The sequence below is a fragment of the Luteibacter sp. 329MFSha genome (genome assembly GCF_900111665.1).
GTDB lineage: Bacteria > Pseudomonadota > Gammaproteobacteria > Xanthomonadales > Rhodanobacteraceae > Luteibacter.
Genome location: NZ_FOJE01000002.1, coordinates 538,529 through 560,827, shown reverse-complemented (window position 1 = coordinate 560,827; position 22,299 = coordinate 538,529). Strand labels below are relative to the sequence as shown.

The window sequence follows — 22,299 nt, the reverse complement described above, 5'->3', positions numbered from 1 at the left end:
CCTCTCGACTTGAGCACGGAAGAACGCGGGGCGATCATGGGCGGATGACCGATGCCCTTTTCACGTCCCCGGCGAGCGACGCCTTCGTCGCCCGCGACCTCTCCGTCCTCTGGCACCCGTGCACCCAGATGCACGACCACGAAACCCTGCCCATGGTACCCGTCGTGCGCGGCGAAGGGGCGTGGCTGGTGGGCGCCGACGGCAAGCGCTACCTCGACGCCGTGAGCTCGTGGTGGACGAATCTCTTCGGCCACGCCGAACCCCGGATCGGCGCGGCGCTCAAGGACCAGCTCGACCGCCTGGAGCACGTGATCTTCGCGGGGTTCACCCACGAGCCCGCCGTCGAACTCGCCGAGGAACTCGTGCGCATCACGCCGCCCGGCCTCGAGCGCGTGTTCCTCGCCGACAACGGGTCCGCGGCCATCGAGGTCGCGCTGAAGATGAGCTTCCATTACTGGCTCAATCGCGGCCATGGAGAGAAGACCCGCTTCATCGCGCTCACGGGCAGCTACCACGGCGAGACGCTGGGCGCGCTCTCCGTCAGCGACGTGGCGCTCTACCGCAAGACCTACGCTCCGCTGCTCCTCACGCCGGAACTCGCGCCCTCGCCGGACACGTACGAAGGCGAACCCGGCGAATCGCCGAGCGAGATCGCCGCGCGGCGCCTCGGCGAGATGCGCGCGATCCTGGAGCGCCACGCGCATGAGACCTGCGCCGTCATCGTCGAGCCGCTGGTGCAGTGCGCGGGCGGCATGCGCATGTACGACGCCTCGTATCTCACGGGCCTGCGCGCGCTCTGCGACGAGTTCGGCGTGCACTTCATCGCCGACGAGATTGCCGTGGGCTTCGGCCGCACGGGCACCCTGTTCGCGTGCGAGCAGGCCGGCGTCTCGCCCGATTTCATGTGCCTGTCGAAGGGGCTCACGGGGGGGTTCCTCCCGCTCTCGGCGGTCCTGACGACGCAGGATGTCTACCAGGCCTTCTACGCCGAATACGCGGCCGGCAAGGCATTCCTGCACTCGCACAGCTACACCGGCAACCCGCTCGCCTGCCGCGCGGCGACGGCGACGCTGAAGATCTTTCGCGACGACCCCGTGCTGGAGCGCAACCGTGCGCTCGCCGCGCACATGGCCACGCGCATCGCGCCGCTGGCGGATCATCCGCACGTCGGCGACGTGCGCCAGACGGGCATGATCGCCGCCATCGAGCTCGTCGCCGACAAGGCCGCGCGCACGCCGTTCCCCGCCGCGGACCGGCGCGGTCTTCGCGTCTACCGCCACGGCCTCGAGCACGGCGCGCTGCTACGCCCGCTCGGCAACATCGTCTACTTCATGCCGCCTTACGTCGTCACGGAGGACGAGATCGACTTCATGGTCGATACGGCGATCGCGGGCATCGCGAAAGCGGTGGCCTAGAGTCGGGAGAGACCGACGGGTAGCGTGCCGAGGCGCGCCATCTCGCCCTCGTCGAACAGGCCGGGGTCGGCGAGGTAATCCAGCGCGAAGGCGTGCGCGTCGGCGCCCCAGAACAGCTCCTCGCCGATCGCGAGCGTCGGCACGCCGAACACCTGCTGGCGCATCGCGTGTTCGAAATTGGCCTGGAGCGCCGCCTTCACCTCGGGTGTCGAAAGCGCCCCGCCCACATCGTCGATGCCGAGCGACGCCGCTAGGGGTGCGATCGCCTCCGGCGTGTCGGCGGCGCGGCCATGCGCCCAGATCCAGTCGAAGATCGCGCCGACGGCCCCGATGGTGGTACCCGCCGCGATCGCGAGGCGCAGGGCCGGCAGCGGGTTGAAGGGATGGGTCGGCGGAAACGTCAGCGGCATGCCCGCCTGCCGGGCACGCCAGTGCGCGTAGCGGTACGTGAACTCGCGCTTGCGCGGGATTTCGGCGGGGCCCCGGTGGTCCATCTGCTTCAGCAGCGCGCCGAAGAGGATCGGACGCAGCGATACCTCGCGCGTCGCGGCCAGCTCGCGGACCGACGGCCATTGCAGCCACGCGAACGGCGATACGAAATCGAAGTACCAGACGATCGGCATGGGGGACTCCATCAGGCGTACCGCCCGACGATAACGGCCGCGGTCGCTGGCTACAATGCACGTTCCGTGACAGAAGGTTCCGCCATGCGCACCATCCGCATCCACGTCGACGCACCGCTCGCGAGCGGCGCGGACATCACCCTGCCCGCCCAGGCCGGCGAGCACGTCGCACGCGTGCTGCGGCTGGAAGCGGGCGCGCCGGTGGTGCTTTTCTCCGGGCACGATGGCATGGAATACGACGCCACGCTCGCCAGCGTCGGCAAGCGCGAGGTCGTGGCTTCGGTCGGCGTGGGTCGTGAAGTGACGAACGAGTCGCCCCTTCGCCTCACGCTCGCACAGGGCGTGGCGCGCGGCGAGAAGATGGATCTCATCGTGCAGAAGGCGACGGAGCTGGGCATCGCCCGGATCGTGCCCATCGTCACCGAGCGCTCGGAAGTGAAGCTCGACGCGGCGCGCGCGGAGAAACGCCTGATCCACTGGCGCGCCGTGGCCGCCAGCGCATGCGAGCAGTCGGGACGCGCGACGGTACCGGTGGTGGAGCCCGCGATCCCGCTGGCGGCGTGGCTCAAATCACTCGACGAGGGCGGCCCGATGCGCCTCGCCCTCCTGCCGGAAGGCACGACGCGCCCGTCGGAACTCGGAACCGTGGACGCCGCCATCCTCGCCATCGGCCCGGAAGGCGGTTTCGGCGAGCGCGACCGCTCGGCACTCGCCGCGTCCGGCTTCACCGGTCTTCGACTCGGACCACGCATCCTGCGCACCGAAACGGCCGGTCTCGCGGCGATCGCGGCGCTACAGGCGATCTACGGCGATATCTGACTCGCTACCAGAGGGTGGGAGCCGATCGTATCGGCGATCCCCGCGCGAGCACCCTGTCGCCGATACGATCGGCTCCCACCCTTCGGTAGGCAGGGCAGCTCAGAGCGCCGCGGCGATACGCGCCATCACCGCGTCGTCCAGCAGCGGCACGGCATCCAGCGCCTTGAGGTTTTCCGCCAGCTGGGCGGTGCGGCTCGCGCCGAGGATCACCGTGGAGACGTGCGGATTCTTCAGGCACCACGCGAGTGCGAGGCGGGCAAGGGGGATGCCGAGGTCGGCGGCGATAGGCGCCAGCGCCCGCACGGCCTTCAGGCGAGCGCCATCGTTTTCGAGCAACGCGTCGCGCAGCCACGCGTAATCCGGATGACCCAGCCGCGAATCGTCCGGCACGCCGTCGTTGTACTTGCCGGTGAGCAGGCCCGAGGCGAGCGGCGACCAGATCGTGGTGCCCATGCCATAGGTTTCGTACAGGGACGCGTATTCGCGCTCGACGCGTTCGCGATGCAGCAGGTTGTACTGCGGCTGTTCCATCGACGGCGCGATCAGGTTGCGCTCGCGCGCGACGCGGTGGGCTTCCTCGATCTGCTCGGCCGACCACTCGCTCGTGCCCCAGTACATCACCTTGCCCTGGCGCACGAGCGCGTCCATCGCCAGCACGGTCTCTTCGATCTGCGTCTCCGGATCCGCGCGATGGCAGAAATACATGTCGAGGTAATCGACGCGCAGTCGCTGCAACGCCTGATGGCAGGCGTCGAACACATGCTTGCGCGACAGCCCCCGCTGTGTGGGCTTCGGGTCGGTCGTCGCGCCGAAGTACACCTTGCTGGAAACGCTGTAAGCGTCGCGCGGCAGGCGCAGGTCGGCGATCACGTCGCCCATCAGCCTCTCGGCGTCGCCGGCGTTGTACGTCTCGGCGTTGTCGAAGAAGTTCACGCCATGGTCGTACGCCAGCGCGATCAGCTCGCGCGCTTCCGAGCGGCCCACCTGCCGACCGAACGTCACCCAGGCACCGTAGGACAGCGCGGAGACCTTGAGGCCGGTCGAACCGAGACGACGGTATTCCATGGCGGAAACTCCTAGGCGATGAAGTGGAGGGTCAGGAACAGGACGACGGCGGCGAAGACGCCCGCGATGAGATCGTCGAGCATCACGCCGAAGCCGCCCTTCACGCGACGGTCGAACCAGCCGATCGGCCACGGCTTCCAGACGTCGAACAGGCGGAACAGCGCGAATCCGAGAACGATCGACCACCAGGGGCCGTGCAACGCCGGCAGCAGCGCGATCCACTGGCCGACGAATTCGTCCCAGACGAGGCTGCGGTGATCCGCGACGCCGAGGATCCGCCCGGCCGCGTCACACGCCGCGACGCCGATGGCGAAGGCGACGACGATCACGCCCAGCCAGGCGATGACGGTGAGATCGCGAAGGAAGAGCCACGGCAGGATCGCGGCGAGGGAACCGAACGTGCCCTGCGCCTTCGGCGTCAGACCCGATCCGAATCCCGTGGCGAGCCAGCCCGCGGGCGTCGCGAGCAGGCGGCGCCGATCCGCCGGATCGAGGACGTATTTCGTGCTCATGCGGCGAAATGGTTCCAGCCGGCACGCGTGGGTTCGAACGCCGCGCCGCCGCCGTCCAGCACGCGCACGCCCGCTCCCTCGACGATGCGGCCGATGCGCGTCGCTCCGCAGCCGAGGCGCGCGAGCGTGGCACCGACCTCGCCCGCGCGATCCGCGGGGACGGTGAAGCACAACTCGTAGTCGTCGCCACCGCCCAGCGCGAAATCGAGCGCGTCGACGTCGGCGAAATGCGTGAGCAGGCCGGACGACCGCGGCAGCATCGGCGCGTCGATATCCGCGCCCACGCCGCTCGCGGCGCAGATGTGGCCGAGGTCGGCGACGAGGCCGTCCGAGATGTCGATGCAGGCGGTGGCGACGCCACGCAACGCCTGGCCCGCCGAGACGCGCGGCGTCGGCCGGTTGAGGCGTTCGATCAGCGACGCATAGGGTGCCGGGTCGGCCTCGGCGAGGCAGCGCAGCCCCGCGGCGGCATCGCCGAGCGTGCCGGTGACCATGACGACGTCGCCCACGCGGGCACCCGAGCGCAGCAGCGCCTCGCCCGGTGCGCTGAAGCCGTGGACGGCCACCGTGACCGTCAGGGGGCCACGCGTGGTGTCGCCGCCGATGAGCGCGAGCCGGTAAGGCGTCGCCAGTTCCGCGAAGCCACGCGCGAGGCCATCGAAGAACGCCTCGTCGCCATCGGGCGTCGACAGGGCGAGCAGCGCCCACGCGGGCGTGGCGCCCATCGCGGCGAGATCGGAAAGATTCACGGCCAGCGCCTTCCAGCCGATATCGGCCGGGTCGGTGCCGTGCGGGAAATGCACGCCGGCGACGAGGGTGTCGACGGCGATCGCCAGCTCGCGGCCGGCCGGTACCGCGACCACCGCCGCGTCGTCACCGATGCCGGTGACGACGTCGTCGCGATGAACTTCGGTATGCCGGCGGATCCGGTCGATCAGGTCGAATTCCATGCGGTTTCCTTGGAGGAGAAAGCGCGCGGGAATCGCGACGCCGGGGTCAGGATCGCTTCTCGGCCGTACGCCAGTGCGTCGCGAGTTTGTCGAGCACGCCGTTCACATAGCTGTGGCCATGGTCGGCGCCGAAGCGCTTCGTGGCTTCGACCGCTTCGTTGATCACGACGCGGTACGGCACGTCCGGCCGGTATTTCAGCTCGTACGCGCCCATCCGCAGGGCCGAGAGCTCGATCGGATCGATCTGCGCGACTTCGCGGTCGACGAACGGCTTGATGCCGTCGTCGAGTTCCTTCACGTGCTTCTCGACGCCACGCAGGATGTCCTCGAAGTACTCGAGATCGGCCACGACCATGTCCTGCTCGTGGCGGAACTGCTCGATCACGCTGCCCATCTTCGCGCCGCCGATCTGCCAGGCGTAGAGGGCCTGCAGGGCGCGGCGGCGGGCGCGCGAGCGCGCGGCGAGATCGATGCCGTGCGGAGGCGTGCTGGTCATTGGCCGAGCTTCGTGTAGAGGTTGGTCATCTCGATGGCGACCATCGCGGCGTCGGCACCCTTGTTGCCCGCCTTTGTGCCGGCACGCTCGATCGCCTGCTCGATGCTGTCGGTCGTCAGGACGCCGAAGCAGACCGGGACGCCCGAGGCGTAGGCGGCCTGGCCGAGGCCCTTGGCGGCTTCGCCGGCCACGTAGTCGAAGTGCGGCGTCGAGCCACGAATGACGGCACCGAGGCCGATCACCGCGGCGTACTGGCCCGTGTTGGCGACCTTGTAGGCGGCCTGCGCGATCTCCCACGCGCCCGGCACGCGGATCAGGTCGATCGCGTCGTCCTTCACGCCGTGGCGGACCAGCGCATCACGCGCGCCTTCGACCAGCGGTTCGACGACGAACGCGTTGAAACGGCCGGCCACGATGGCGAAGCGGCCGTTGGGGGTGGCGAAATCGCCTTCGATGATCTTCATGTTCGGGGAATCCTGGGCGGAATGGTCGCCGCGCGACCGGGTATTTTACGAGGTTTTCGGCCGGGGGTGGCCGCTGAATCGGAGGGTCGCGCGACCGTCGGCGACCTGCAGGCGCCCGGCGACCCCGAACGGCAGGGTGAGCTTGGCCGGCCCGTGCCCGAACGGCAGACCACGGATGACCGGGATGCCGGCCGCCGCGGCGATGCGCTCGAACACCGTGTCGAGGTCGTAGCCGTTGTCATATTCGGCCACCCGGTAACTAGTGAAGTCGCCCACCAGTAGCGCCTTCTGCGCGCCCAGCACGCCGGCGTGCAGCAGGTGGTAGAGCATGCGCTCCACCCGGTACGGCGGTTCGGCGATGTCCTCGACGAACAGCAGGCCGCCGTCGATGGCCGGAAAATACGGCGAGCCGACGAGGCCCGCGAGCATCGCGAGGTTGCCGCCCCATAGCGTCCCTTCGGCCGCGAGGGTGCCCGCGCCCGGCGCTTCCCACTCGCCGACGGCCTCGTCGTCACGGAGCACGCGCCACAGGTGCTCCCAGGTGAACGCGTCCAGTTCCGGGGCGCCGAAGTCGGGGCCGAGCATGGGGCCGCCGTAGGTGACGATCCCCGCGCGCGCGAAGAGAGCGCACTGCAGCGCCGTGAAGTCGCTATGGCCGATCAGCGCGACGGGCGGCCCGCGCAGGCGCTGGCCCAGCGCGTCGTAATCCAGCAAGGGCAGCAGCGGATGGGCGCCGTACCCGCCGCGGATGGCCAGCACCACGTCCGGGAGCGGACGCCGCGGGTCGCCGAGGCCGTTGATATCCGCCGCCCGCTCGGCATCGGTGCCCGCGAAGCGGAGGTCGCGCCGTTCGAGAACCTCGACGCCGTCGACGCGGTGGCCCGCGGCCTCGAGTCGTTCGATGCCGCGCTGCATGGCTTCGGGGATGTGCGGATAGCCGGAGGGTGCGATGAGGCGAATGTCGTAGCGAAAGGCCATTGCGTGCTGAGCCGTGTTTCGATGGTCAAGGAATAAAGGCTGGGGACCAGGATGGCAACCCGAAGGTGCGCTGGCTCACCCCGCCTGCTCGACCACCTCGAGCCCGAAGCCCGCGATGCCGACGAACTTGCGCGGCGTACCCATCACGCGCAGGCGCCTGACGCCCAGCTCCGCGAGGATCTGCGCGCCCAGGCCGAGCTGACGCCACTCCTGGTCGTCCTTCGGCGCAGGCATCGGCGCCGCGTCGCCCTTCAGGCGCGCCAGCAGCGCTTCCGGCGTATCGGCGCCGGAAAGCACCAGCAGCACGCCGCGATCTTCCGCGTCGATACGGCGCAACGCGTCGGTCACCGTCTGGCCGAGGTCTTCCCGTTTCAGGTGCAGCACGTCGGAGAGCGTGTTGCGCACGTGCACGCGCGTCAGCACGGGCTCGCCGTCGGCGATGTCGCCGCGCGTGAGCGCGAAATGCAGGCCGTTGCGGATCGCGTCGCGGAAGGCGACGAGGCGGAAACGACCGAACTCGGTGTCGACGTCGTCGGCGAACGCACGCTCGACGGTCTTCTCGGTTTCGAGCCGGTAGCGGATCAGGTCCGCGATCGTGCCGATCTTCAGGCCGTGCTTCGCGGCGAAGATTTCGAGCTCCGGACGCCGCGCCATCGAGCCGTCGTCGTGGAGGATCTCGATCAGCACCGACGCGGGCTCCAGACCCGCCAGCGCCGCGAGGTCGCAGCCCGCTTCCGTGTGGCCGGCACGCGTCAGCACGCCGCCCGCCTGCGCGGTCAGCGGGAACACATGCCCGGGCATGGTGATGTCCGCCGGCTTCGCGTCCTTCGCCACGGCCACCTGCACGGTGCGCGCGCGATCGTGCGCGGAGATGCCCGTGGTGACGCCTTCGGCGGCCTCGATCGAGACGGTGAAATTGGTGTGGTACGGCGAATTGTTGTCGCTGACCATGGGCTTCAGGCCCAGCTGGCGCGTGCGCTGCTCGGTCAGCGTGAGGCACATCAGGCCGCGTGCCTCGCGGACCATGAAGTTGACGTCTTCCGGACGCACCTTCTCGGCGGCCATGACGATGTCGCCTTCGTTCTCGCGGTCTTCGTCGTCGAGGATCACGACCATGCGCCCCTGGCGCAGGTCTTCGAGGATCTCGGGGATGGTGTTGAAGGGCATGGGTCGTATCCGCTCAGGCGAAGCCGTGCTGTTTGAGGAAGGCCTCGTCGAGGCGCGGACTGCCGCCGCTGCTGAGCAGGCGCTCGATGTAGCGCGCCACGACGTCGACCTCGATGTTCACGGCGTCGCCGGCACGGCGCGCCGAGAACGCGGTGTGCTCCACCGTGTGCGGAATCAGGTTGACGCCGAAGCGGTTGCCCTCGACCTCGTTGACCGTGAGGCTGGTGCCGTCGATGCACACGGAGCCCTTGTGCGCGATGTAGCGCGCCAGGTCCGAAGGCACTTCGAAGGTCCAGCGCAACGAGCGGCCATCGGGCACCACCGAGACGACCTTGCCGGTGCCGTCGACGTGACCGGAGACGAGGTGACCGCCGAGGCGATCGGCGAGGCGCAGGGCCTTCTCGAGGTTCACGGGGTCGCCGGCCTTGTGCCTGCCGAGCGTCGTATGAGCGAGGGTTTCGTTCGAGACGTCGGCCGCGAAGCTGGCGGCGTCGAAGTCGATCACGGTCAGGCAGACGCCGGAGACGGCGATGCTGTCGCCGAGGGCGACGTCGGCCATGTCGAGGCCCGATGTATCGACGGTGAGGCGGACGTCGCCGCCACGCGGCTCGAGGCGCGCGATGCGGCCGACGGCCTGGATGATGCCGGTGAACATGTCAGCGACCTCCCCGGAAGGAGGCGACGCGCATTTCGGTTTTCATGAAACGTTTCCCGCGGTGGTGAGCGAAAAACGCCCCAAGGCATGGCCTGCACGCGCCCCTGCCGGAGCGTGCGGAGACCGTCTTCTTTCATCCGGACTATGACCGTCGGCTCCGGCATCGGACCGGATCTGCTGACCTTCCGACGGAGCCGGAAGCGCTCGCGGGCTCGTTCCTCGCGGAACCTACCGCCGGTGGGGAGTCGCACCCCGCCCTGAAGACGCTGTGGAGGCCGGTTCCCGGAGGAGCCAGCCGGCGAAGGATAGCATGGGGTCTTTTCCGCGACTTGCAACGGCACGCCGCGTGCCGGTGGCGAGGCCTGTCGCTCCTCACGAAAAGATGTCGCGCGCAGGGCGCGCTCCTACCGTGGAGGGATCGGGCCAGGTTGTTTCGCCAGCACCTGGTCCATGACCCAGCTGGTGCGCGCACCGGTGCGCGCGGTCGAGGGGCAGGGGCCCTGCCCCGTGAGTTCCGCGACGATGGACGCGATCAGCGGCTGCTGGATGTGTTCGGGATTGGCGACGACGATGTCGTCCACGCGACCGTCCGTCTCGACGCGGATCGGCCCGTCGCCGAACGTGGCGAAGACGAGGCGGCCGCGATCGCCGACGATCTCGACGCGATCCTCGCGACGATCGGCCGCGAAGTTCCACAGCCCGGTTCCGAGCACGCCGCTGTCGAAGCGGAAGGCCATCGCCACCGTGTCCTCCGCGGGATAGGCGCCGAGCTGGTTCGAGACCATGCCGCGCGCGTCGACGATCGGCCCCAGCAGGAAGTCGAGGATGTCGAGGGTGTGGCAGCCGATGTCGACGAAGATGCCGCCGCCGGAGATCTCCGGGCGCACCGTCCAGGGCAGGTTCGCCGGATCGCGGTAACGCGCTTCGAACGGATGGTGCAGCAGGACGTTGACGAGGCGCGGCGTGCCGATCGCATGCTCCGCGAGCAACGCCGCGATGCGTCGGAAACGCGGCAGCATGCGCCGGTAATAGGCGACGAAGACGGGCACGCCGGCCGCTTCGCCCGCATCGATGATGGCCTGGCATTCGGCGTGATCGATCGCCATCGGCTTCTCGACGTAGACCGGCTTGCCCGCGGCGATCGCCATCAGCGCGTACTCGCGATGGCTCGAGGGTGGCGTCGCGACGTAGATCGCGTCGACCTCCGGATCGGCGATCAACGCGGCGGCATCGTCGTACCAGCGCGGCACGCCATGGCGCATCGCGTAGTCACGCGCCTTGTCGCCATCGCGGCGCATGACCGCCACGAGCGAGGAGCCGGGGATCTTCTGGAACGCGGGGCCGCTCTTCACTTCGGTGACCGCCCCGCATCCGACGATGCCCCAGCGGACCTGCGCGAGCGGACGCGCCGGAATCACCGGGCCAGCGGCCGCAGCTGCAGTCGCGTGTCGTCGCCGACCTGACGACGGTCGACGGTATCGAGCTTCCAGCGCGCCGCCATGTCGTCCAGCGGCGGCAGCGTCAGCATCGGCCGGGCGCTGCTGCCGAGGAGGATCGGCGCGACGTACACGAGCAACTCGTCGGCCAGGCCGGCGGCCAGCAACGCACCGCACAGGACGGGACCGGCCTCGACGTGCACTTCGTTGACGTCGCGCAGGGCGAGCGTGTGAAGCGCGGCGCACAGGTCGAGGCCGCCGTGATCGTCGCGGCGGACCGTGCTGCGCTCGACGGTTTCCAGATGCGCCGGCACGACGGCATCCGGAGCATGCAGCAGCAGGGTCGGCGCCGCGCCATCGAGCACGTTCGCACCGGCGGGCGTGCGCAGACGGCTGTCGAGGATCGCGCGCAGCGGCGGCACGAACGGCTCGTCGCCGGGCAGGCGCACGGTGAGTCGCGGATCGTCGGCGAGGACGGTACCGCTGGCCGAGAGGATGGCGGACGCGCGAGCGCGCCAGCGCTGCACATCCGCACGGGCGGGCTCACCGGTGATCCACTTCGACGAGCCATCGGCCAGCGCCGTGCGCCCGTCGAGGCTCATCGCGAGTTTCACGCGCACCCAGGGACGTCCGCGCTCGATGCGGCTGAAGAAACCGATGTTCAGTTCACGCGCCTGATCGCGCATCAGGCCGACCTGCACCCCGATACCGGCCTCGCGCAGTTTCGCGATGCCCGCACCGTCGACCTTGTCGAACGGATCCTCGTGCGCGATCACGACGCGACCGACGCCCGCGGCGATCAACGCATCCGCACAGGGCGGCGTGCGGCCGAAGTGGGCGCAGGGCTCGAGCGTGACGTAGGCGGTGGCGCCGCGCGCCGAATCGCCGGCCTCGCGCAACGCGAAGATTTCCGCATGCGGCTGGCCCGCGCGCGGATGCCAGCCGGTACCCAGTACCGTCTCACCGCGCGCGATGACGCAGCCGACGCGCGGATTGGGCTGGGTGGTGTGCATGCCCCGCGCGGCGAGACGCAGCGCATGCGCCATGTGGACATGGTCCATGGCGGGGAAGAACGGTCGCGACATCAGGACTTGCGTCCTCGCCTGGCCGCCTCGAGCAGCGGCAGTTGCAGCCCTTCCATCGACGGCAGGTCGCGCTCCAGCTTCTCGATCTCCTCGCGGAACGCGTGGACGTCCTCGAAGCGGCGGTAGACGGAAGCGAAGCGCACGTAAGCGACCTGATCGAGCTTCTTCAGTTCGCGCATGACGAGCTCCCCCACCTGGCGCGACGGCACTTCGCGCTCGCCGCTGCGGCGAAGGTCGTCGACCACCGCGCGAACGGCGGTGTCCACGGCGTCGCTCGCGACCGGGCGCTTCTGCAGGGCGCGCTCGAAACTCACGCGCAGCTTGTGCTCGTCGAACGGCTCCCGGCGATCGCCGGATTTGACGATCGCCGGGAGCTTCAGTTCGGCGGTTTCGAACGTATTGAAGCGTTCGCCGCACTGCGGGCACTCACGGCGGCGACGCACCGTGCTCCCGTCCTCCGTGAGGCGGGAGTCGATGACGCGCGTGTCTTCATGCTGGCAGAACGGACAGTGCATCGATCAGCCGTAGACCGGGAACTTCGCGCACTGCTCGGTGACCTTCTTGCGAACGGCCGCGATCACGGCCTCGTCGCCCGGCGCGTCGAGCACGTCGCAGATCCACGTCGCCAGTTCGATGGTCTCCGCTTCCTTGTAGCCGCGGGTGGTGATCGCCGGCGTGCCGACGCGGAGGCCGGACGTGACGAACGGCGAACGCGGATCGTTCGGCACCGCGTTCTTGTTCACCGTGATGTGCGCCTTGCCCAGCGCGGCTTCGGCGTCCTTGCCCGTGACGTCGCGACCGATCAGGTCGATCAGCATGAGGTGGTTCTCGGTGCCGCCGGACACGACCTTGTAGCCGCGTTCGATCAACGTCTTCGCCATGGCCTTCGCGTTGGCGACCACCTGCTTCTGGTAATCGGTGAAGGCCGGCTCGAGGGCTTCCTTGAACGCGACGGCCTTGGCGGCGATCACGTGCATGAGCGGGCCGCCCTGGATGCCCGGGAAGACGATCGACTGCAGCTTCTTCTCGAGCTCCTCGCCCAGGCCCTTCGCCACGATGATGCCGCCGCGCGGACCGCGCAGCGTCTTGTGCGTGGTGGAGGTGACCACGTGCGCGTGCGGCACCGGGTTCGGATAGACGCCCGCGGCGACGAGGCCGGCGATGTGCGCCATGTCGACGAAGAGGTACGCGCCGACCTTGTCGGCGATCTCGCGGAACTTCGCCCAGTCGAGAATCTGCGAATAGGCGGAGAAACCGGCGACGATCATCTTCGGCTTGTGCTCGACCGCGAGCTTCTCGATCTCGGCGTAATCGACGAGGCCGGTGTCCGGGTCGATGCCGTACTGCACGGCGTTGAACAGCTTGCCGGACATGTTCACCTTCGCGCCGTGCGTGAGGTGACCGCCGTGGGCGAGGCTCATCCCGAGGATCGTGTCGCCCGGATTGAGCAGGGCGAAATAGACGGCCTGGTTGGCCTGCGAGCCCGAATGCGGCTGCACGTTGGCGTAATCGGCGCCGAAGAGCTTCTTCAGGCGGTCGATCGCCAGCTTCTCGGCGACGTCGACGTATTCGCAGCCACCGTAGTAGCGCTTGCCGGGATAACCCTCGGCGTACTTGTTCGTCAGCACCGAGCCCTGGGCTTCCATCACGCGCGGGCTGGCGTAGTTCTCGGAGGCGATCAGTTCGACGTGGTCTTCCTGGCGGCGGGCCTCGCCCGCGATGGCCTGGGCGAGCTCGTCGTCGTAACCGGCGATCGTTGCATCCTTCGGGAACATCTGAACCTCGTGCGGGGAGCCATGGGAAAGGGGAAAAGTGTAGCCGACGTGGGGGTTTGCAGCCAGCCGGACAAGGGCCGGGACGCCGGTTTGAGCGATCCCCTACGTCCCGACAAGCAGTGGGCCGACTCCGCCCCACGGGCGCGGCACCTAGGCTGACCACGGGCGCCCTAACGCCCACCCTCCCCCTCCCCAGGAATGGACACCATGCGACTGCGACACCTCCCCCTTGCACTGGCGCTCGCCGCGGGCTGCCTGGCGACCGGCCCGGCGGCGAACGCCAGCTCCTCCGCGGCGGCGTTCGACGCCGCCCTGGCCGCCGGCCACGCCCCGGCGTTCGCGCTGGAATACGACGGCGTCATGCATCAGATCGCGGGTCTGGACCGGCTCGAGGTCGAGCTCGAAGGTCCCGACGGCCAGCCCGGAGCCATCTACGCGGCGCAGGTCGACGGTCGGCCAGCCACGATCGTACGGCTCGGCGACCGGCTGGACATCGCCTACGACGACGAGAAAGCGTCCGCGGCCGGCAGGGCGAAGCGCTCCGGCGAATGGATCCCCGACTACGCCGGCCTCGACGACCTCGCGGGCATGGGCGACGAAAACCCACCCGATCCGGAGGCCGACCAGCCCGGTGGCGACGGGCTGAACGTCTGGATCTTCCTCCACGACAACGCGAACGAGCCGGACCACGCGCGCTTCGTCAACTGGTACACGGCCTGGTGGCTCAAGGAGATGAAGAACGACGTGATTCCCGGGAAGCCCGTCCGGGTGTTCCTGAAGACGCGCGTTCCCGGGCTCACCGACCTCGACTACCACGCCGGCACCCAGGTCGAGCGACTGCACGACGTCCACCTCAGGGGCTTCGAATACGTGGACGGCGTCGGCGGACACCCCGGCCCGCTGACCCGCTACATGCTTTTCGTCGACAAGCCGGCGGGCAACTGGGGCTCGAACGCGGTCGGGGTCGCCCTCGACCGGGGCAAGTCGGCCATGGCGAGCAGGACCGGCCCCCGGCACATCGTCGCGCATGAACTTGGCCACACGATCGGGGGTGTCCACGAGCACGCGCAGACCTTCCCCTGCGCCAGCAGCATGGCGGGCTACGTGCTGGCCACCATCAGCTGCCGCTGGTACACCTCGGCCAACCAGCGAAACATCCGCGAGTTCCTGACGCCGCTGCTCTGAGGCACGTCCCCCGGGGCCCTCGAGAGGGGGTCCCGGCACCGCGCATGGCCACCGCCCCGTCACCCCGACCGGTTATAATCGGGGTTTGCCTGCCGGGAGCGCGCTCGTGCTCCCCCGGCCCGCTTTGCCTGACGGAGCACCCATGCAATACATCTACACCATGAACGGGGTGAGCAAGATCGTCCCCCCGAAGCGCCAGATCATCAAGGACATCTCGCTCTCCTTCTTCCCGGGCGCCAAGATCGGCCTGCTGGGCCTGAACGGCGCGGGCAAGTCGACGGTGCTCAAGATCATGGCCGGCGTCGACACCGACTTCCAGGGCGAGGCGCGCGCCAACCCGGGCACCAAGATCGGCTACCTCGCGCAGGAGCCCGACCTCGACCCGAACAAGACGGTGCGTGAAGCGGTCGAGGAAGGCGTCTCGGAAGTGCTCGACGCCCAGAAGCGCCTGGAAGAGGTCTACGCGGCGTACGCCGAGGAAGGCGCGGACTTCGACAAGCTCGCCAAGGAGCAGGAGGCCCTCGAAGGCATCCTCGCGGCGAACGACGCCCATGCCCTCGAGCGCCAGCTGGAAGTCGCGGCCGACGCGCTGCGCCTGCCGCCGTGGGACGCGAAGATCGGCCCGCTGTCGGGCGGCGAGAAGCGTCGCGTGGCCCTGTGCCGCCTGCTCCTCTCCAAGCCGGACATGCTCCTGCTCGACGAGCCGACCAACCATCTCGACGCCGAATCCGTCGACTGGCTGGAAACGTTCCTGCACGACTACCCCGGCACCGTCGTGGCCGTCACGCATGACCGCTACTTCCTCGACAACGCCGCCGAGTGGATCCTCGAGCTCGACCGCGGCCGCGGCATTCCCTGGAAGGGCAACTACACCGAGTGGCTGGAACAGAAGGACCAGCGTCTCGCGCAGGAAGCCAATCAGGAAAAGTCGCGCCAGAAGGCGATCAAGAAGGAACTGGAATGGGTGCGCTCGGCGGCGAAGGGTCGCCAGTCGAAGGGCAAGGCGCGCCTGAACCGCTTCGAGGAGCTGAACTCGGTCGAGTACCAGCGCCGCAACGAAACCAACGAGATCTTCATTCCGCCGGGCGAGCGCCTGGGCCAGGAAGTGATCGAGTTCCGCAACGTCACCAAGTCGTTCGGCGACCGCGTGCTGATCGAAGACCTCTCGTTCAAGATCCCGGCCGGCGCCATCGTCGGCGTGATCGGTCCGAACGGCGCCGGTAAGTCGACGCTGATGAAGATGATCATGGGCAAGGAATCGCCGGACTCCGGCGAAGTGAAGCTCGGCCACACGGTCAAGCTCGCCTACGTCGACCAGTCGCGCGACGCCCTCGATCCGAAGAACAACGTCTGGCAGGAAGTCTCCGGCGGTTCGGACATCCTCACGATCGGCAACTTCGAAATCCAGTCTCGCGCCTACATCGGCCGCTTCAACTTCAAGGGCACCGACCAGCAGAAGATCGTCGGCCAGCTGTCCGGCGGTGAGCGTGGCCGCCTGCACATGGCCAAGACGCTGCTCCAGGGCGGCAACGTGCTGCTGCTCGACGAACCGTCGAACGACCTGGACGTCGAAACGCTGCGCGCGCTCGAAGACGCCCTGCTCGAATTCCCGGGCTGCGCGGTGGTCATCTCGCATGACCGCTGGTTCCTCGACCGCATCGCCACGCACATCATCGCGTTCGAAGGCGATTCGCACGTCGAGTTCTTCCCGGGCAACTACAACGAGTACGAGGCCGACAAGAAGCGCCGTCTCGGCGACGACGCCGGCCCGAAGCGCGTGAAGTACAAGAAGCTGGTCTGACGCAGACCTGCCATGGTAGGAGCGCGCCCTGCGCGCGACATGTTTTGAGGCCATGAGCAACGGCCCTGTTGCGCCTGGCGAGAAGATGTCGCGCGCAGGGCGCGCTCCTACCCCTCCCCCGCCGGAACCCTGTCCATGAACTTCATGACCGCCCTGAAGGACGCCTGGCGTCGCAACGACTCCCTGGTGTGCGTGGGACTCGACCCGGAGCCGGGCCGCCTGCCGGCGGGTCTTTCGGGCACCGAAGGCATCTTCGAATTCTGCCGGGACATCGTCGATGCGACGGCCGGTTCGGTCTGCGCCTTCAAGCCGCAGATCGCCCACTTCGCCGCGCAGCGCGCCGAAGACGTGCTCGAGCGCCTGATCCGGCACATCCACGATCGCCATCCCGGCATCCCGGTCATCCTCGACGCGAAGCGCGGCGACATCGGGTCCACGGCGAAGCATTACGCCATGGAAGCGTTCGAACGCTACGACGCCGACGCGGTCACCCTGAATCCGTACCTCGGGCACGACTCCGTGGCGCCCTTCCTGGAACGCGCGGACAAGGGCGTCATCCTTCTTTGCCGTACGTCCAATCCGGGCGGCAAGGATTTCCAGGCGCTCGACTGCGGCGGCGAACCGCTGTACATCCGCGTAGCGCAGACCATCGCGCGCGAATGGAACGGAAACGGCAACTGCGCGCTGGTCACGGGCGCCACCTGGCCGGAAGAACTCGGTCGCGTTCGCAGGGAAGTCGGCGACATGCCGTTGCTCGTTCCCGGCATCGGCGCCCAGGGCGGCGATGTGGAGGCCGTGGTTCGCGAGGGCAGGACGGCTGATGGCACAGGCCTGATGATTTCCTCGTCTCGCGCCATCCTCTACGCCGGCAGCGGCTCGGATTTCGCCGACGTAGCACATCGGGCGGCGGAAGAAATGAGAAAATCGGTCAACTCTTTCTTATCGTAAGCTTACAAGCGAATAGCAGTCGCAAATTGTACGATTTAGCAACTGCAAAAGGCTTACGCTGCTACTCCGCGCTATCGAACAATATCGGGCTAGAAGCGCCATAGCGTTCCACCGGAGTTGTCAATGCCACTTACCAACCGAGGTTTTTCCCAACGCCTGCATGTCGCGCTGGACATGGCTGGCGTGAAGAAAGGCCGCGGCCGAATCACGCAGCTGGCCGATCTGTTCGACGTCAGCCGCGAAACCGCCCGGAAATGGCTCAGCGATCTCGGCCTGCCCGAACTCGAGCGCCAGATCGACATGGCGACTCGTTTCGGCGTTAACTTCGAATGGCTCGCGACCGGCCGTGGCTCGCCCAACGGCGCCACGGGCGTCCGCGAAAGCCCCGCCCTCTATCGCGCCGATTCCCGCGAGCAACTGCGTCTCGTGGGCCTGGTCAGCCGCATGCCGAAGGAGCGCCGCAAGGCGCTGCTGGTCATCATCGAGGCGCTGGCCGACGCCGAATAAGAACGCGGGGTGTCGCGCGCGCTCAGTCGTCCGCGACATCCATCCCCGGAAAGAGCACCTCGGTGAATCCGAAGCGCGAGAAGTCCGTGATCCGCGACGGATACAAGCGCCCGATCAGGTGATCGCATTCGTGCTGGACGACGCGCGCATGGAATCCTTCGGCGACACGATCGATGGGCGCGCCGTGCGGATCGACGCCGGTGTAGCGGATCCTCGCGTAGCGCGCGACCACGCCGCGCAGGCCGGGCACCGACAGGCAGCCTTCCCACCCCTCCTCCATCTCGTCCGAGAGCGGCACGATCGTCGGGTTCAGGAGAATCGTTTCCGGCACCGGCGGCGCATCGGGATACCGTTCGCTGCTGTCGAAGCCGAAGATCACCAGCTGCAGGTCGACGCCGATCTGCGGCGCGGCCAGACCCACGCCACCGACGTGGTGCATCGTCTCGAACATGTCCCCGATCAGCGCATCGAGTTCGGGTGAACCGATCATCTCGGGCGGCACGGGCGGCGCGATGCGCAGGAGGCGCTCGTCGCCCATCTTCAGGATCTCGCGAATCATGGGGGTCCCGGGGAATGGGGGAGCCTCCAGCATGGCGCCGAAACGCCCACCGCTCAAGCGCGGAGGCACGCCGCCGGTGCCGCGGCCATTCGACCAATGGCTAATACGTGAAACCCCGCGCGGCGATTGACCCCCGCGCCGACGGGGACGACCCTTGGTTCATCCGCACGGGGAGCTCCAAACACCATGAACAGCGCCATTCCCAAACCCAGTCCCGCGGGCAAGCTCCTGTGGGCTGCCATCGCCATCGTCGGCGCCTGGTGTCTCGGCGTCGTCGCCTTGCGCCGCGGCGAACCGATCAACGCGATCTGGCTGGTGACGGCGTCCATCGCCGTCTTCCTGATCGGTTACCGCTTCTACAGCCGGCTGATCGCCAACCGGGTGCTGCAGCTCGACCCCACCCGGGCCACGCCCTCCGTGCTGCGCAACGATGGCCTCGATTACGTGCCCACCGACCGATGGGTGGTCTTCGGTCACCACTTCGCCGCGATCGCGGGCGCCGGTCCGCTGGTGGGTCCCGTCCTGGCCGCGCAGATGGGTTACCTGCCCGGCACGCTGTGGATCCTCGTCGGCGTGGTTTTCGCCGGCGCGGTGCAGGATTTCATGATCCTCGGCCTCTCGCTTCGCCGCGACGGCCGATCCCTCGGCCACATGCTGCGGGCGGAGCTCGGCGAGGTACCCGGCGTGATCGCGATGGTCGGCGTGCTCGTCCTCATGATGATCGTGCTGGCGGTGCTGGCACTGGTCGTCGTCAAGGCGCTGACCCACAGCCCCTGGGGCACGTTCACCGTCGCGGCGACGATTCCCATCGCGCTGCTGATGGGCGTCTACCTGCGCTACATCCGTCCGGGACGCATTCTCGAAGTGTCGATCATCGGCCTCATCCTGCTGCTCGCATCCATCTGGTACGGCAAGGTCGTCAACGACACGCCGGCCGTCGCGGCGCTGTTCGATTTCGACGCCAAGGCCCTCGCCTGGCTGCTGATCGGTTACGGCTTCTTCGCTTCGGTACTGCCGGTGTGGCTGCTGCTCGCGCCGCGCGACTACCTCTCCACGTTCCTGAAGATCGGCACGATCCTGCTGCTCGCGCTGGCCATCTTCCTCGCCGCGCCGACGCTGCAGATGCCCGCGATCACGAAGTTCGTCGACGGCACCGGCCCGGTCTTCGCGGGCAACCTGTTCCCGTTCCTGTTCATCACGATCGCCTGCGGCGCGGTATCCGGCTGGCACTCGATCATCGCCTCGGGCACCACGCCGAAGCTGCTGGCGAACGAAGGGGAAGCCCGCCTCGTCGGCTACGGCGGCATGCTGATGGAAGCCTTCGTCGCGATCATGGCGCTCATCGCCGCGGCGTCGCTCCACCCCGGCGTGTACTTCGCGATGAATTCGCCCGGCGCCCTCGTCGGCACCACGGCCGAGCAGGCCGCGCAGACGATCAGCAGCTGGGGCTTCCTCGTCACGCCGGCCGAACTGACCGACACGGCCCGCAACATCGGCGAAGGGACGATCCTCGGCCGCGCCGGCGGCGCACCCACGCTCGCCGTCGGCATGGCGCAGCTGCTGCACAACGTCATGCCGGGCAAGGACATGATGGCGCTGTGGTACCACTACGCGATCCTGTTCGAAGCGTTGTTCATCCTCACCACCGTCGATGCCGGCACGCGCGTCGGCCGCTTCATGATCCAGGAACTGGCCGGCATGGCCTGGGCGCCGCTGAAGCAGACGGAATCGTGGCTCGGCAACGTCGTCGCCACGGTCATCTGCGTCGGACTGTGGGGTTACTTCCTGTACCAGGGTGCGGTCGATCCGCTGGGCGGCATCAACACGCTGTGGCCGCTGTTCGGCATCGCCAACCAGATGCTGGCCGCGATCGCGCTGATGCTGGCCACGGTGGTCACCGTCAAACTCAAGCGGGAACGGTACGTGCTCGTTCCGGCGGTGCCCGCCGCGTGGCTGGTGATCTGCACGCTCACCGCCGGCTGGCAGAAGCTCTTCGACGAGAAGATCAGCTTCACCGCCGCCGCGAACAAGTACGCCGCCGCGGCCGCCGAGGGCAAGCTCCTCGCGCCGGCCAAGACCGCCGAGGAAATGCAGCGGATCATCACGAACAACCGCGTCGACATGGTCCTCACTGGCCTGTTCATGCTGCTGGTGCTGACGATGCTGTTCTTCTCCCTGCGTTCGATCGTCCGCGCATGGAAGGCCAACCGGCCGACCGCGCAGGAAGAGCCGTACGTGGCCCTCTCCAGCGTGACGGGCTGAGGAGCGGATCATGGCGACCATGCATCCGGGATCGCTATGGCGCTGGGCGGTGCAGACCGCCCGGCTCTGCTGCGGCGTGCCCGACTACGACGTGTACGTGAAGCATCTTCGCGAGCACCACCCGGACCGGGCGGTGCCGTCCTACGGGGAGTTCTTCCGCGAGCGGCAGGAGGCGCGCTATCGAGGGACCGGCGGGCGCTGCTGCTGAGTTCTCGAGCAGGAGCCGATGCGGCCCGCTCGCGACAACCGGTTGCCCGGCGGTGGATCCCGGTTTGCACCGGGATGACGTTGACGCGACCAGAAGCCTGCCCGAACCCTCACCCGTCGCCCCGGCGCACGCCGGGGCGATCGGTCTTCGCGACGCGCCATACGAAAAAGCCCGGCGAGAGCCGGGCTTTTCTTTGTTCCGACGCGCGAGAAGCGCCTCAGAGATCCTGGTGATACTGCACGTAAGGCGTACGCGACTGATCGGGCTCCGGACCCACCGGGCCGCTGGGCGCGTTGCCCGACGACCACACGTTCTGCGCACCGACCGACAGTTCGCCGCGCCATGGCAGGCGCCACGTGACGCCGAGATCGATCGCGCTCCAGCGACGGTCCGGATTCAGGCCGTTCACCGCGTTGGCTTCCGGCTGCATGGTGCGGCCGGTGATGAGGCCCGAGAGCGGGCCACGGTCCACGCCGAAGCTCAAGGCCTTCTGGTCGACGGAACCGATGCCAAGCAGGTTGCCCGGCAGGAGCCGGATGCGGCCGATGCTCGCGCCGAGGTCGATGCCGCTGCGCGCGCCGAGATCGACCCGACCGTGCGCGTTGAATTCCGTGCTGGACGAGAGCGCGCCGATCGGGAGGCCCGAAGCGGTAGCCAGGCCAGGCAGCACGCGCGGCAATGCCGCGCCCGTGCCGGTCGGGCGGCTGGAACCCACGCCCAGCCCGACGCTGTAGCCCGAGCCGCGATACGTGGCCCCGACTTCGCTGCCGACGATGCGCGGAGGAGCCCCCGGCGTGCTGCAACGATCGCCGCGGCTACCCGCGCCGCAGGATTCGGCCGAATTGATCCAGCCCTGTCCGCTCACGCTGGCATGCGCCTGGACGCGCGGGCCGATGTCGTACTGGAGGCCGCTGGTCAACGCCGGACCGGATTCCACCGGCCGCAGGGCCAGGGGTTGCGTCGGATCGGCGCGATCGTCGGACCGCAGGGAGAGAGCGCGACCGTCGGGAGCGCGCCAGAGCGGCACGCTGGACGGATCGGTCGGGTCGCCGGCGCCGAGCAGACGGTTGGCCGTGGCGTCCTGCCCGACCGGCGCCACCTGTCCTGCCGCGGCGAGCGGCATCAACAGAAGCATGGTCAGTAAGGAACGGCGCATGGAGTTCGTGCTCTGCAACGGCTGAGTTTCCCCGCGTCCCGCCTCAGCCTGACGGGAACGACCCGAGTATACCCCGTTTTACTTTTTACTAACACCCCGGCGAGTCCCCCTTAAGGAACGCCGTCCGTTGCCGTTTATGTCCATGAGGGGGCGCCCGCCGGGGGGCGGCGGCTCCCGGAAGCGCGCCACGGCGCCCCATCGCGCCGCCGCCGCAACGCATATAGACTGCAATC

At 68.4% G+C, this 22,299-nt stretch carries 23 protein-coding genes and 1 riboswitch; of the genes, 8 read left to right on the top strand and 15 right to left on the bottom strand.

All coding sequences use genetic code 11. The features are described 5' to 3' along the window. The first annotated feature begins 44 nt into the window (after window positions 1–44). Window positions 45–1,415: an adenosylmethionine--8-amino-7-oxononanoate transaminase gene (locus BMW54_RS13805; RefSeq protein WP_090056957.1), complete on the top strand. Its 1,371-nt coding sequence runs from the start codon at window positions 45–47 to the stop codon at window positions 1,413–1,415. On the opposite strand, the gene BMW54_RS13800 is transcribed toward BMW54_RS13805, so the two are convergent. Beyond that, the gene (locus tag BMW54_RS13800; protein WP_090056954.1) at window positions 1,412–2,038 is read right to left on the bottom strand and encodes a 2-hydroxychromene-2-carboxylate isomerase; all 627 of its coding nucleotides are present in this window, start codon (window positions 2,036–2,038) and stop codon (window positions 1,412–1,414) included. The genes BMW54_RS13805 and BMW54_RS13800 overlap by 4 nt on opposite strands. Window positions 2,039–2,122: 84 nt before the next feature. Between BMW54_RS13800 and BMW54_RS13795 the strand changes: the two genes are divergently transcribed. Then, window positions 2,123–2,857, top strand: a complete 735-nt coding sequence (locus BMW54_RS13795) for a 16S rRNA (uracil(1498)-N(3))-methyltransferase (protein ID WP_090056951.1) — start codon at window positions 2,123–2,125, stop codon at window positions 2,855–2,857. Window positions 2,858–2,956: 99 nt separating this feature from the next. Here the strand turns inward: BMW54_RS13795 and BMW54_RS13790 are convergent, their stop codons facing one another. The 12 genes from BMW54_RS13790 to glyA form a co-directional block, all read right to left on the bottom strand. Next, window positions 2,957–3,922: a potassium channel beta subunit family protein gene (locus BMW54_RS13790; RefSeq protein ID WP_090056950.1), complete on the bottom strand. Its 966-nt coding sequence runs from the start codon at window positions 3,920–3,922 to the stop codon at window positions 2,957–2,959. 11 nt (window positions 3,923–3,933) lie between these two features. Next, window positions 3,934–4,434 carry a phosphatidylglycerophosphatase A family protein gene (locus BMW54_RS13785; RefSeq protein ID WP_090056948.1) on the bottom strand — a complete coding sequence of 167 codons (501 nt, stop codon included), beginning with the start codon at window positions 4,432–4,434 and terminating at the stop codon, window positions 3,934–3,936. Next, on the bottom strand, window positions 4,431–5,384 hold the full coding sequence (gene thiL, locus BMW54_RS13780) for a thiamine-phosphate kinase (RefSeq protein WP_090056946.1): 954 nt from the start codon (window positions 5,382–5,384) through the stop codon (window positions 4,431–4,433). The genes BMW54_RS13785 and thiL overlap by 4 nt, the downstream gene beginning before the upstream one ends. Before the next feature lie 46 nt (window positions 5,385–5,430). Continuing rightward, window positions 5,431–5,880, bottom strand: a complete 450-nt coding sequence (gene nusB, locus BMW54_RS13775; RefSeq protein WP_090056944.1) for a transcription antitermination factor NusB — start codon at window positions 5,878–5,880, stop codon at window positions 5,431–5,433. Further along, window positions 5,877–6,344: a 6,7-dimethyl-8-ribityllumazine synthase gene (ribE, locus tag BMW54_RS13770; protein ID WP_090056942.1), complete on the bottom strand. Its 468-nt coding sequence runs from the start codon at window positions 6,342–6,344 to the stop codon at window positions 5,877–5,879. The genes nusB and ribE overlap by 4 nt, the downstream gene beginning before the upstream one ends. A gap of 45 nt (window positions 6,345–6,389) precedes the next feature. Then, complete coding sequence (gene ldcA / locus BMW54_RS13765) at window positions 6,390–7,322, bottom strand: muramoyltetrapeptide carboxypeptidase (protein WP_090056940.1); 933 nt, start codon at window positions 7,320–7,322, stop codon at window positions 6,390–6,392. A gap of 75 nt (window positions 7,323–7,397) precedes the next feature. After that, complete coding sequence (ribB, locus tag BMW54_RS13760; RefSeq protein WP_090056938.1) at window positions 7,398–8,489, bottom strand: 3,4-dihydroxy-2-butanone-4-phosphate synthase; 1,092 nt, start codon at window positions 8,487–8,489, stop codon at window positions 7,398–7,400. A 13-nt stretch (window positions 8,490–8,502) separates the two neighbouring features. After that, window positions 8,503–9,144 carry a riboflavin synthase gene (locus tag BMW54_RS13755; protein ID WP_090056936.1) on the bottom strand — a complete coding sequence of 214 codons (642 nt, stop codon included), beginning with the start codon at window positions 9,142–9,144 and terminating at the stop codon, window positions 8,503–8,505. A gap of 121 nt (window positions 9,145–9,265) precedes the next feature. Next, a riboswitch (FMN riboswitch) is annotated at window positions 9,266–9,413 on the bottom strand. 135 nt (window positions 9,414–9,548) lie between these two features. Beyond that, the gene (locus BMW54_RS13750) at window positions 9,549–10,559 is read right to left on the bottom strand and encodes a Gfo/Idh/MocA family protein (protein ID WP_090057129.1); all 1,011 of its coding nucleotides are present in this window, start codon (window positions 10,557–10,559) and stop codon (window positions 9,549–9,551) included. Then, the gene (ribD, locus tag BMW54_RS13745; RefSeq protein WP_090057127.1) at window positions 10,559–11,626 is read right to left on the bottom strand and encodes a bifunctional diaminohydroxyphosphoribosylaminopyrimidine deaminase/5-amino-6-(5-phosphoribosylamino)uracil reductase RibD; all 1,068 of its coding nucleotides are present in this window, start codon (window positions 11,624–11,626) and stop codon (window positions 10,559–10,561) included. Before ribD ends, BMW54_RS13750 begins: the two co-directional genes overlap by 1 nt. Before the next feature lie 38 nt (window positions 11,627–11,664). Beyond that, complete coding sequence (nrdR, locus tag BMW54_RS13740; RefSeq protein WP_090056934.1) at window positions 11,665–12,180, bottom strand: transcriptional regulator NrdR; 516 nt, start codon at window positions 12,178–12,180, stop codon at window positions 11,665–11,667. 3 nt (window positions 12,181–12,183) lie between these two features. Beyond that, window positions 12,184–13,440 (bottom strand): serine hydroxymethyltransferase, encoded by a 1,257-nt coding sequence (gene glyA / locus BMW54_RS13735; RefSeq protein ID WP_090056932.1) that lies wholly within the window; start codon window positions 13,438–13,440, stop codon window positions 12,184–12,186. Between the two features lie 207 nt (window positions 13,441–13,647). Between glyA and BMW54_RS13730 the strand changes: the two genes are divergently transcribed. The 4 genes from BMW54_RS13730 (at window position 13,648) to BMW54_RS13715 (ending at window position 17,881) form a co-directional block, all read left to right on the top strand. Next, the gene (locus tag BMW54_RS13730) at window positions 13,648–14,625 is read left to right on the top strand and encodes a zinc metalloprotease (RefSeq protein ID WP_090056929.1); all 978 of its coding nucleotides are present in this window, start codon (window positions 13,648–13,650) and stop codon (window positions 14,623–14,625) included. A 142-nt stretch (window positions 14,626–14,767) separates the two neighbouring features. Then, window positions 14,768–16,426: an energy-dependent translational throttle protein EttA gene (ettA, locus tag BMW54_RS13725; RefSeq protein WP_090056927.1), complete on the top strand. Its 1,659-nt coding sequence runs from the start codon at window positions 14,768–14,770 to the stop codon at window positions 16,424–16,426. A gap of 135 nt (window positions 16,427–16,561) precedes the next feature. Further along, the gene (pyrF, locus tag BMW54_RS13720) at window positions 16,562–17,374 is read left to right on the top strand and encodes an orotidine-5'-phosphate decarboxylase (protein WP_090056924.1); all 813 of its coding nucleotides are present in this window, start codon (window positions 16,562–16,564) and stop codon (window positions 17,372–17,374) included. A 123-nt stretch (window positions 17,375–17,497) separates the two neighbouring features. Next, on the top strand, window positions 17,498–17,881 hold the full coding sequence (locus tag BMW54_RS13715; protein ID WP_139206108.1) for a DNA-binding protein: 384 nt from the start codon (window positions 17,498–17,500) through the stop codon (window positions 17,879–17,881). Between the two features lie 22 nt (window positions 17,882–17,903). On the opposite strand, the gene def is transcribed toward BMW54_RS13715, so the two are convergent. Further along, window positions 17,904–18,440, bottom strand: a complete 537-nt coding sequence (gene def, locus BMW54_RS13710; RefSeq protein WP_090056921.1) for a peptide deformylase — start codon at window positions 18,438–18,440, stop codon at window positions 17,904–17,906. Between the two features lie 186 nt (window positions 18,441–18,626). On the opposite strand from def, the gene BMW54_RS13705 reads away from it, so the two are divergent. Continuing rightward, window positions 18,627–20,702, top strand: a complete 2,076-nt coding sequence (locus BMW54_RS13705) for a carbon starvation CstA family protein (protein WP_090056919.1) — start codon at window positions 18,627–18,629, stop codon at window positions 20,700–20,702. 10 nt (window positions 20,703–20,712) lie between these two features. After that, window positions 20,713–20,910 (top strand): YbdD/YjiX family protein, encoded by a 198-nt coding sequence (locus tag BMW54_RS13700; RefSeq protein WP_217642661.1) that lies wholly within the window; start codon window positions 20,713–20,715, stop codon window positions 20,908–20,910. A gap of 217 nt (window positions 20,911–21,127) precedes the next feature. Here BMW54_RS13700 and BMW54_RS13695 read toward each other — a convergent pair whose 3' ends face one another. After that, window positions 21,128–22,066 (bottom strand): hypothetical protein, encoded by a 939-nt coding sequence (locus tag BMW54_RS13695; RefSeq protein ID WP_090056915.1) that lies wholly within the window; start codon window positions 22,064–22,066, stop codon window positions 21,128–21,130. Between the last annotated feature and the right edge of the window lie 233 nt (window positions 22,067–22,299).

Excerpts from the sequence above, each read along its gene's own strand:
- BMW54_RS13700 (WP_217642661.1), top strand. The coding sequence starts at position 20,713 with ATGGCGACCATGCATCCGGGATCGCTATGGCGCTGGGCGGTGCAGACC.
- BMW54_RS13695 (WP_090056915.1), bottom strand. The coding sequence starts at position 22,066 with ATGCGCCGTTCCTTACTGACCATGCTTCTGTTGATGCCGCTCGCCGCG.
- BMW54_RS13785 (WP_090056948.1), bottom strand. The coding sequence starts at position 4,434 with ATGAGCACGAAATACGTCCTCGATCCGGCGGATCGGCGCCGCCTGCTC.
- nrdR (WP_090056934.1), bottom strand. The coding sequence starts at position 12,180 with ATGCACTGTCCGTTCTGCCAGCATGAAGACACGCGCGTCATCGACTCC.
- ettA (WP_090056927.1), top strand. The coding sequence starts at position 14,768 with ATGCAATACATCTACACCATGAACGGGGTGAGCAAGATCGTCCCCCCG.
- ribB (WP_090056938.1), bottom strand. The coding sequence starts at position 8,489 with ATGCCCTTCAACACCATCCCCGAGATCCTCGAAGACCTGCGCCAGGGG.
- BMW54_RS13800 (WP_090056954.1), bottom strand. The coding sequence starts at position 2,038 with ATGCCGATCGTCTGGTACTTCGATTTCGTATCGCCGTTCGCGTGGCTG.
- BMW54_RS13705 (WP_090056919.1), top strand. The coding sequence starts at position 18,627 with ATGAACAGCGCCATTCCCAAACCCAGTCCCGCGGGCAAGCTCCTGTGG.
- ldcA (WP_090056940.1), bottom strand. The coding sequence starts at position 7,322 with ATGGCCTTTCGCTACGACATTCGCCTCATCGCACCCTCCGGCTATCCG.
- BMW54_RS13715 (WP_139206108.1), top strand. The coding sequence starts at position 17,498 with ATGCCACTTACCAACCGAGGTTTTTCCCAACGCCTGCATGTCGCGCTG.
- pyrF (WP_090056924.1), top strand. The coding sequence starts at position 16,562 with ATGAACTTCATGACCGCCCTGAAGGACGCCTGGCGTCGCAACGACTCC.
- thiL (WP_090056946.1), bottom strand. The coding sequence starts at position 5,384 with ATGGAATTCGACCTGATCGACCGGATCCGCCGGCATACCGAAGTTCAT.
- nusB (WP_090056944.1), bottom strand. The coding sequence starts at position 5,880 with ATGACCAGCACGCCTCCGCACGGCATCGATCTCGCCGCGCGCTCGCGC.
- BMW54_RS13795 (WP_090056951.1), top strand. The coding sequence starts at position 2,123 with ATGCGCACCATCCGCATCCACGTCGACGCACCGCTCGCGAGCGGCGCG.
- def (WP_090056921.1), bottom strand. The coding sequence starts at position 18,440 with ATGATTCGCGAGATCCTGAAGATGGGCGACGAGCGCCTCCTGCGCATC.
- BMW54_RS13730 (WP_090056929.1), top strand. The coding sequence starts at position 13,648 with ATGCGACTGCGACACCTCCCCCTTGCACTGGCGCTCGCCGCGGGCTGC.
- ribE (WP_090056942.1), bottom strand. The coding sequence starts at position 6,344 with ATGAAGATCATCGAAGGCGATTTCGCCACCCCCAACGGCCGCTTCGCC.
- glyA (WP_090056932.1), bottom strand. The coding sequence starts at position 13,440 with ATGTTCCCGAAGGATGCAACGATCGCCGGTTACGACGACGAGCTCGCC.
- ribD (WP_090057127.1), bottom strand. The coding sequence starts at position 11,626 with ATGGCGCATGCGCTGCGTCTCGCCGCGCGGGGCATGCACACCACCCAG.
- BMW54_RS13755 (WP_090056936.1), bottom strand. The coding sequence starts at position 9,144 with ATGTTCACCGGCATCATCCAGGCCGTCGGCCGCATCGCGCGCCTCGAG.
- BMW54_RS13805 (WP_090056957.1), top strand. The coding sequence starts at position 45 with ATGACCGATGCCCTTTTCACGTCCCCGGCGAGCGACGCCTTCGTCGCC.
- BMW54_RS13790 (WP_090056950.1), bottom strand. The coding sequence starts at position 3,922 with ATGGAATACCGTCGTCTCGGTTCGACCGGCCTCAAGGTCTCCGCGCTG.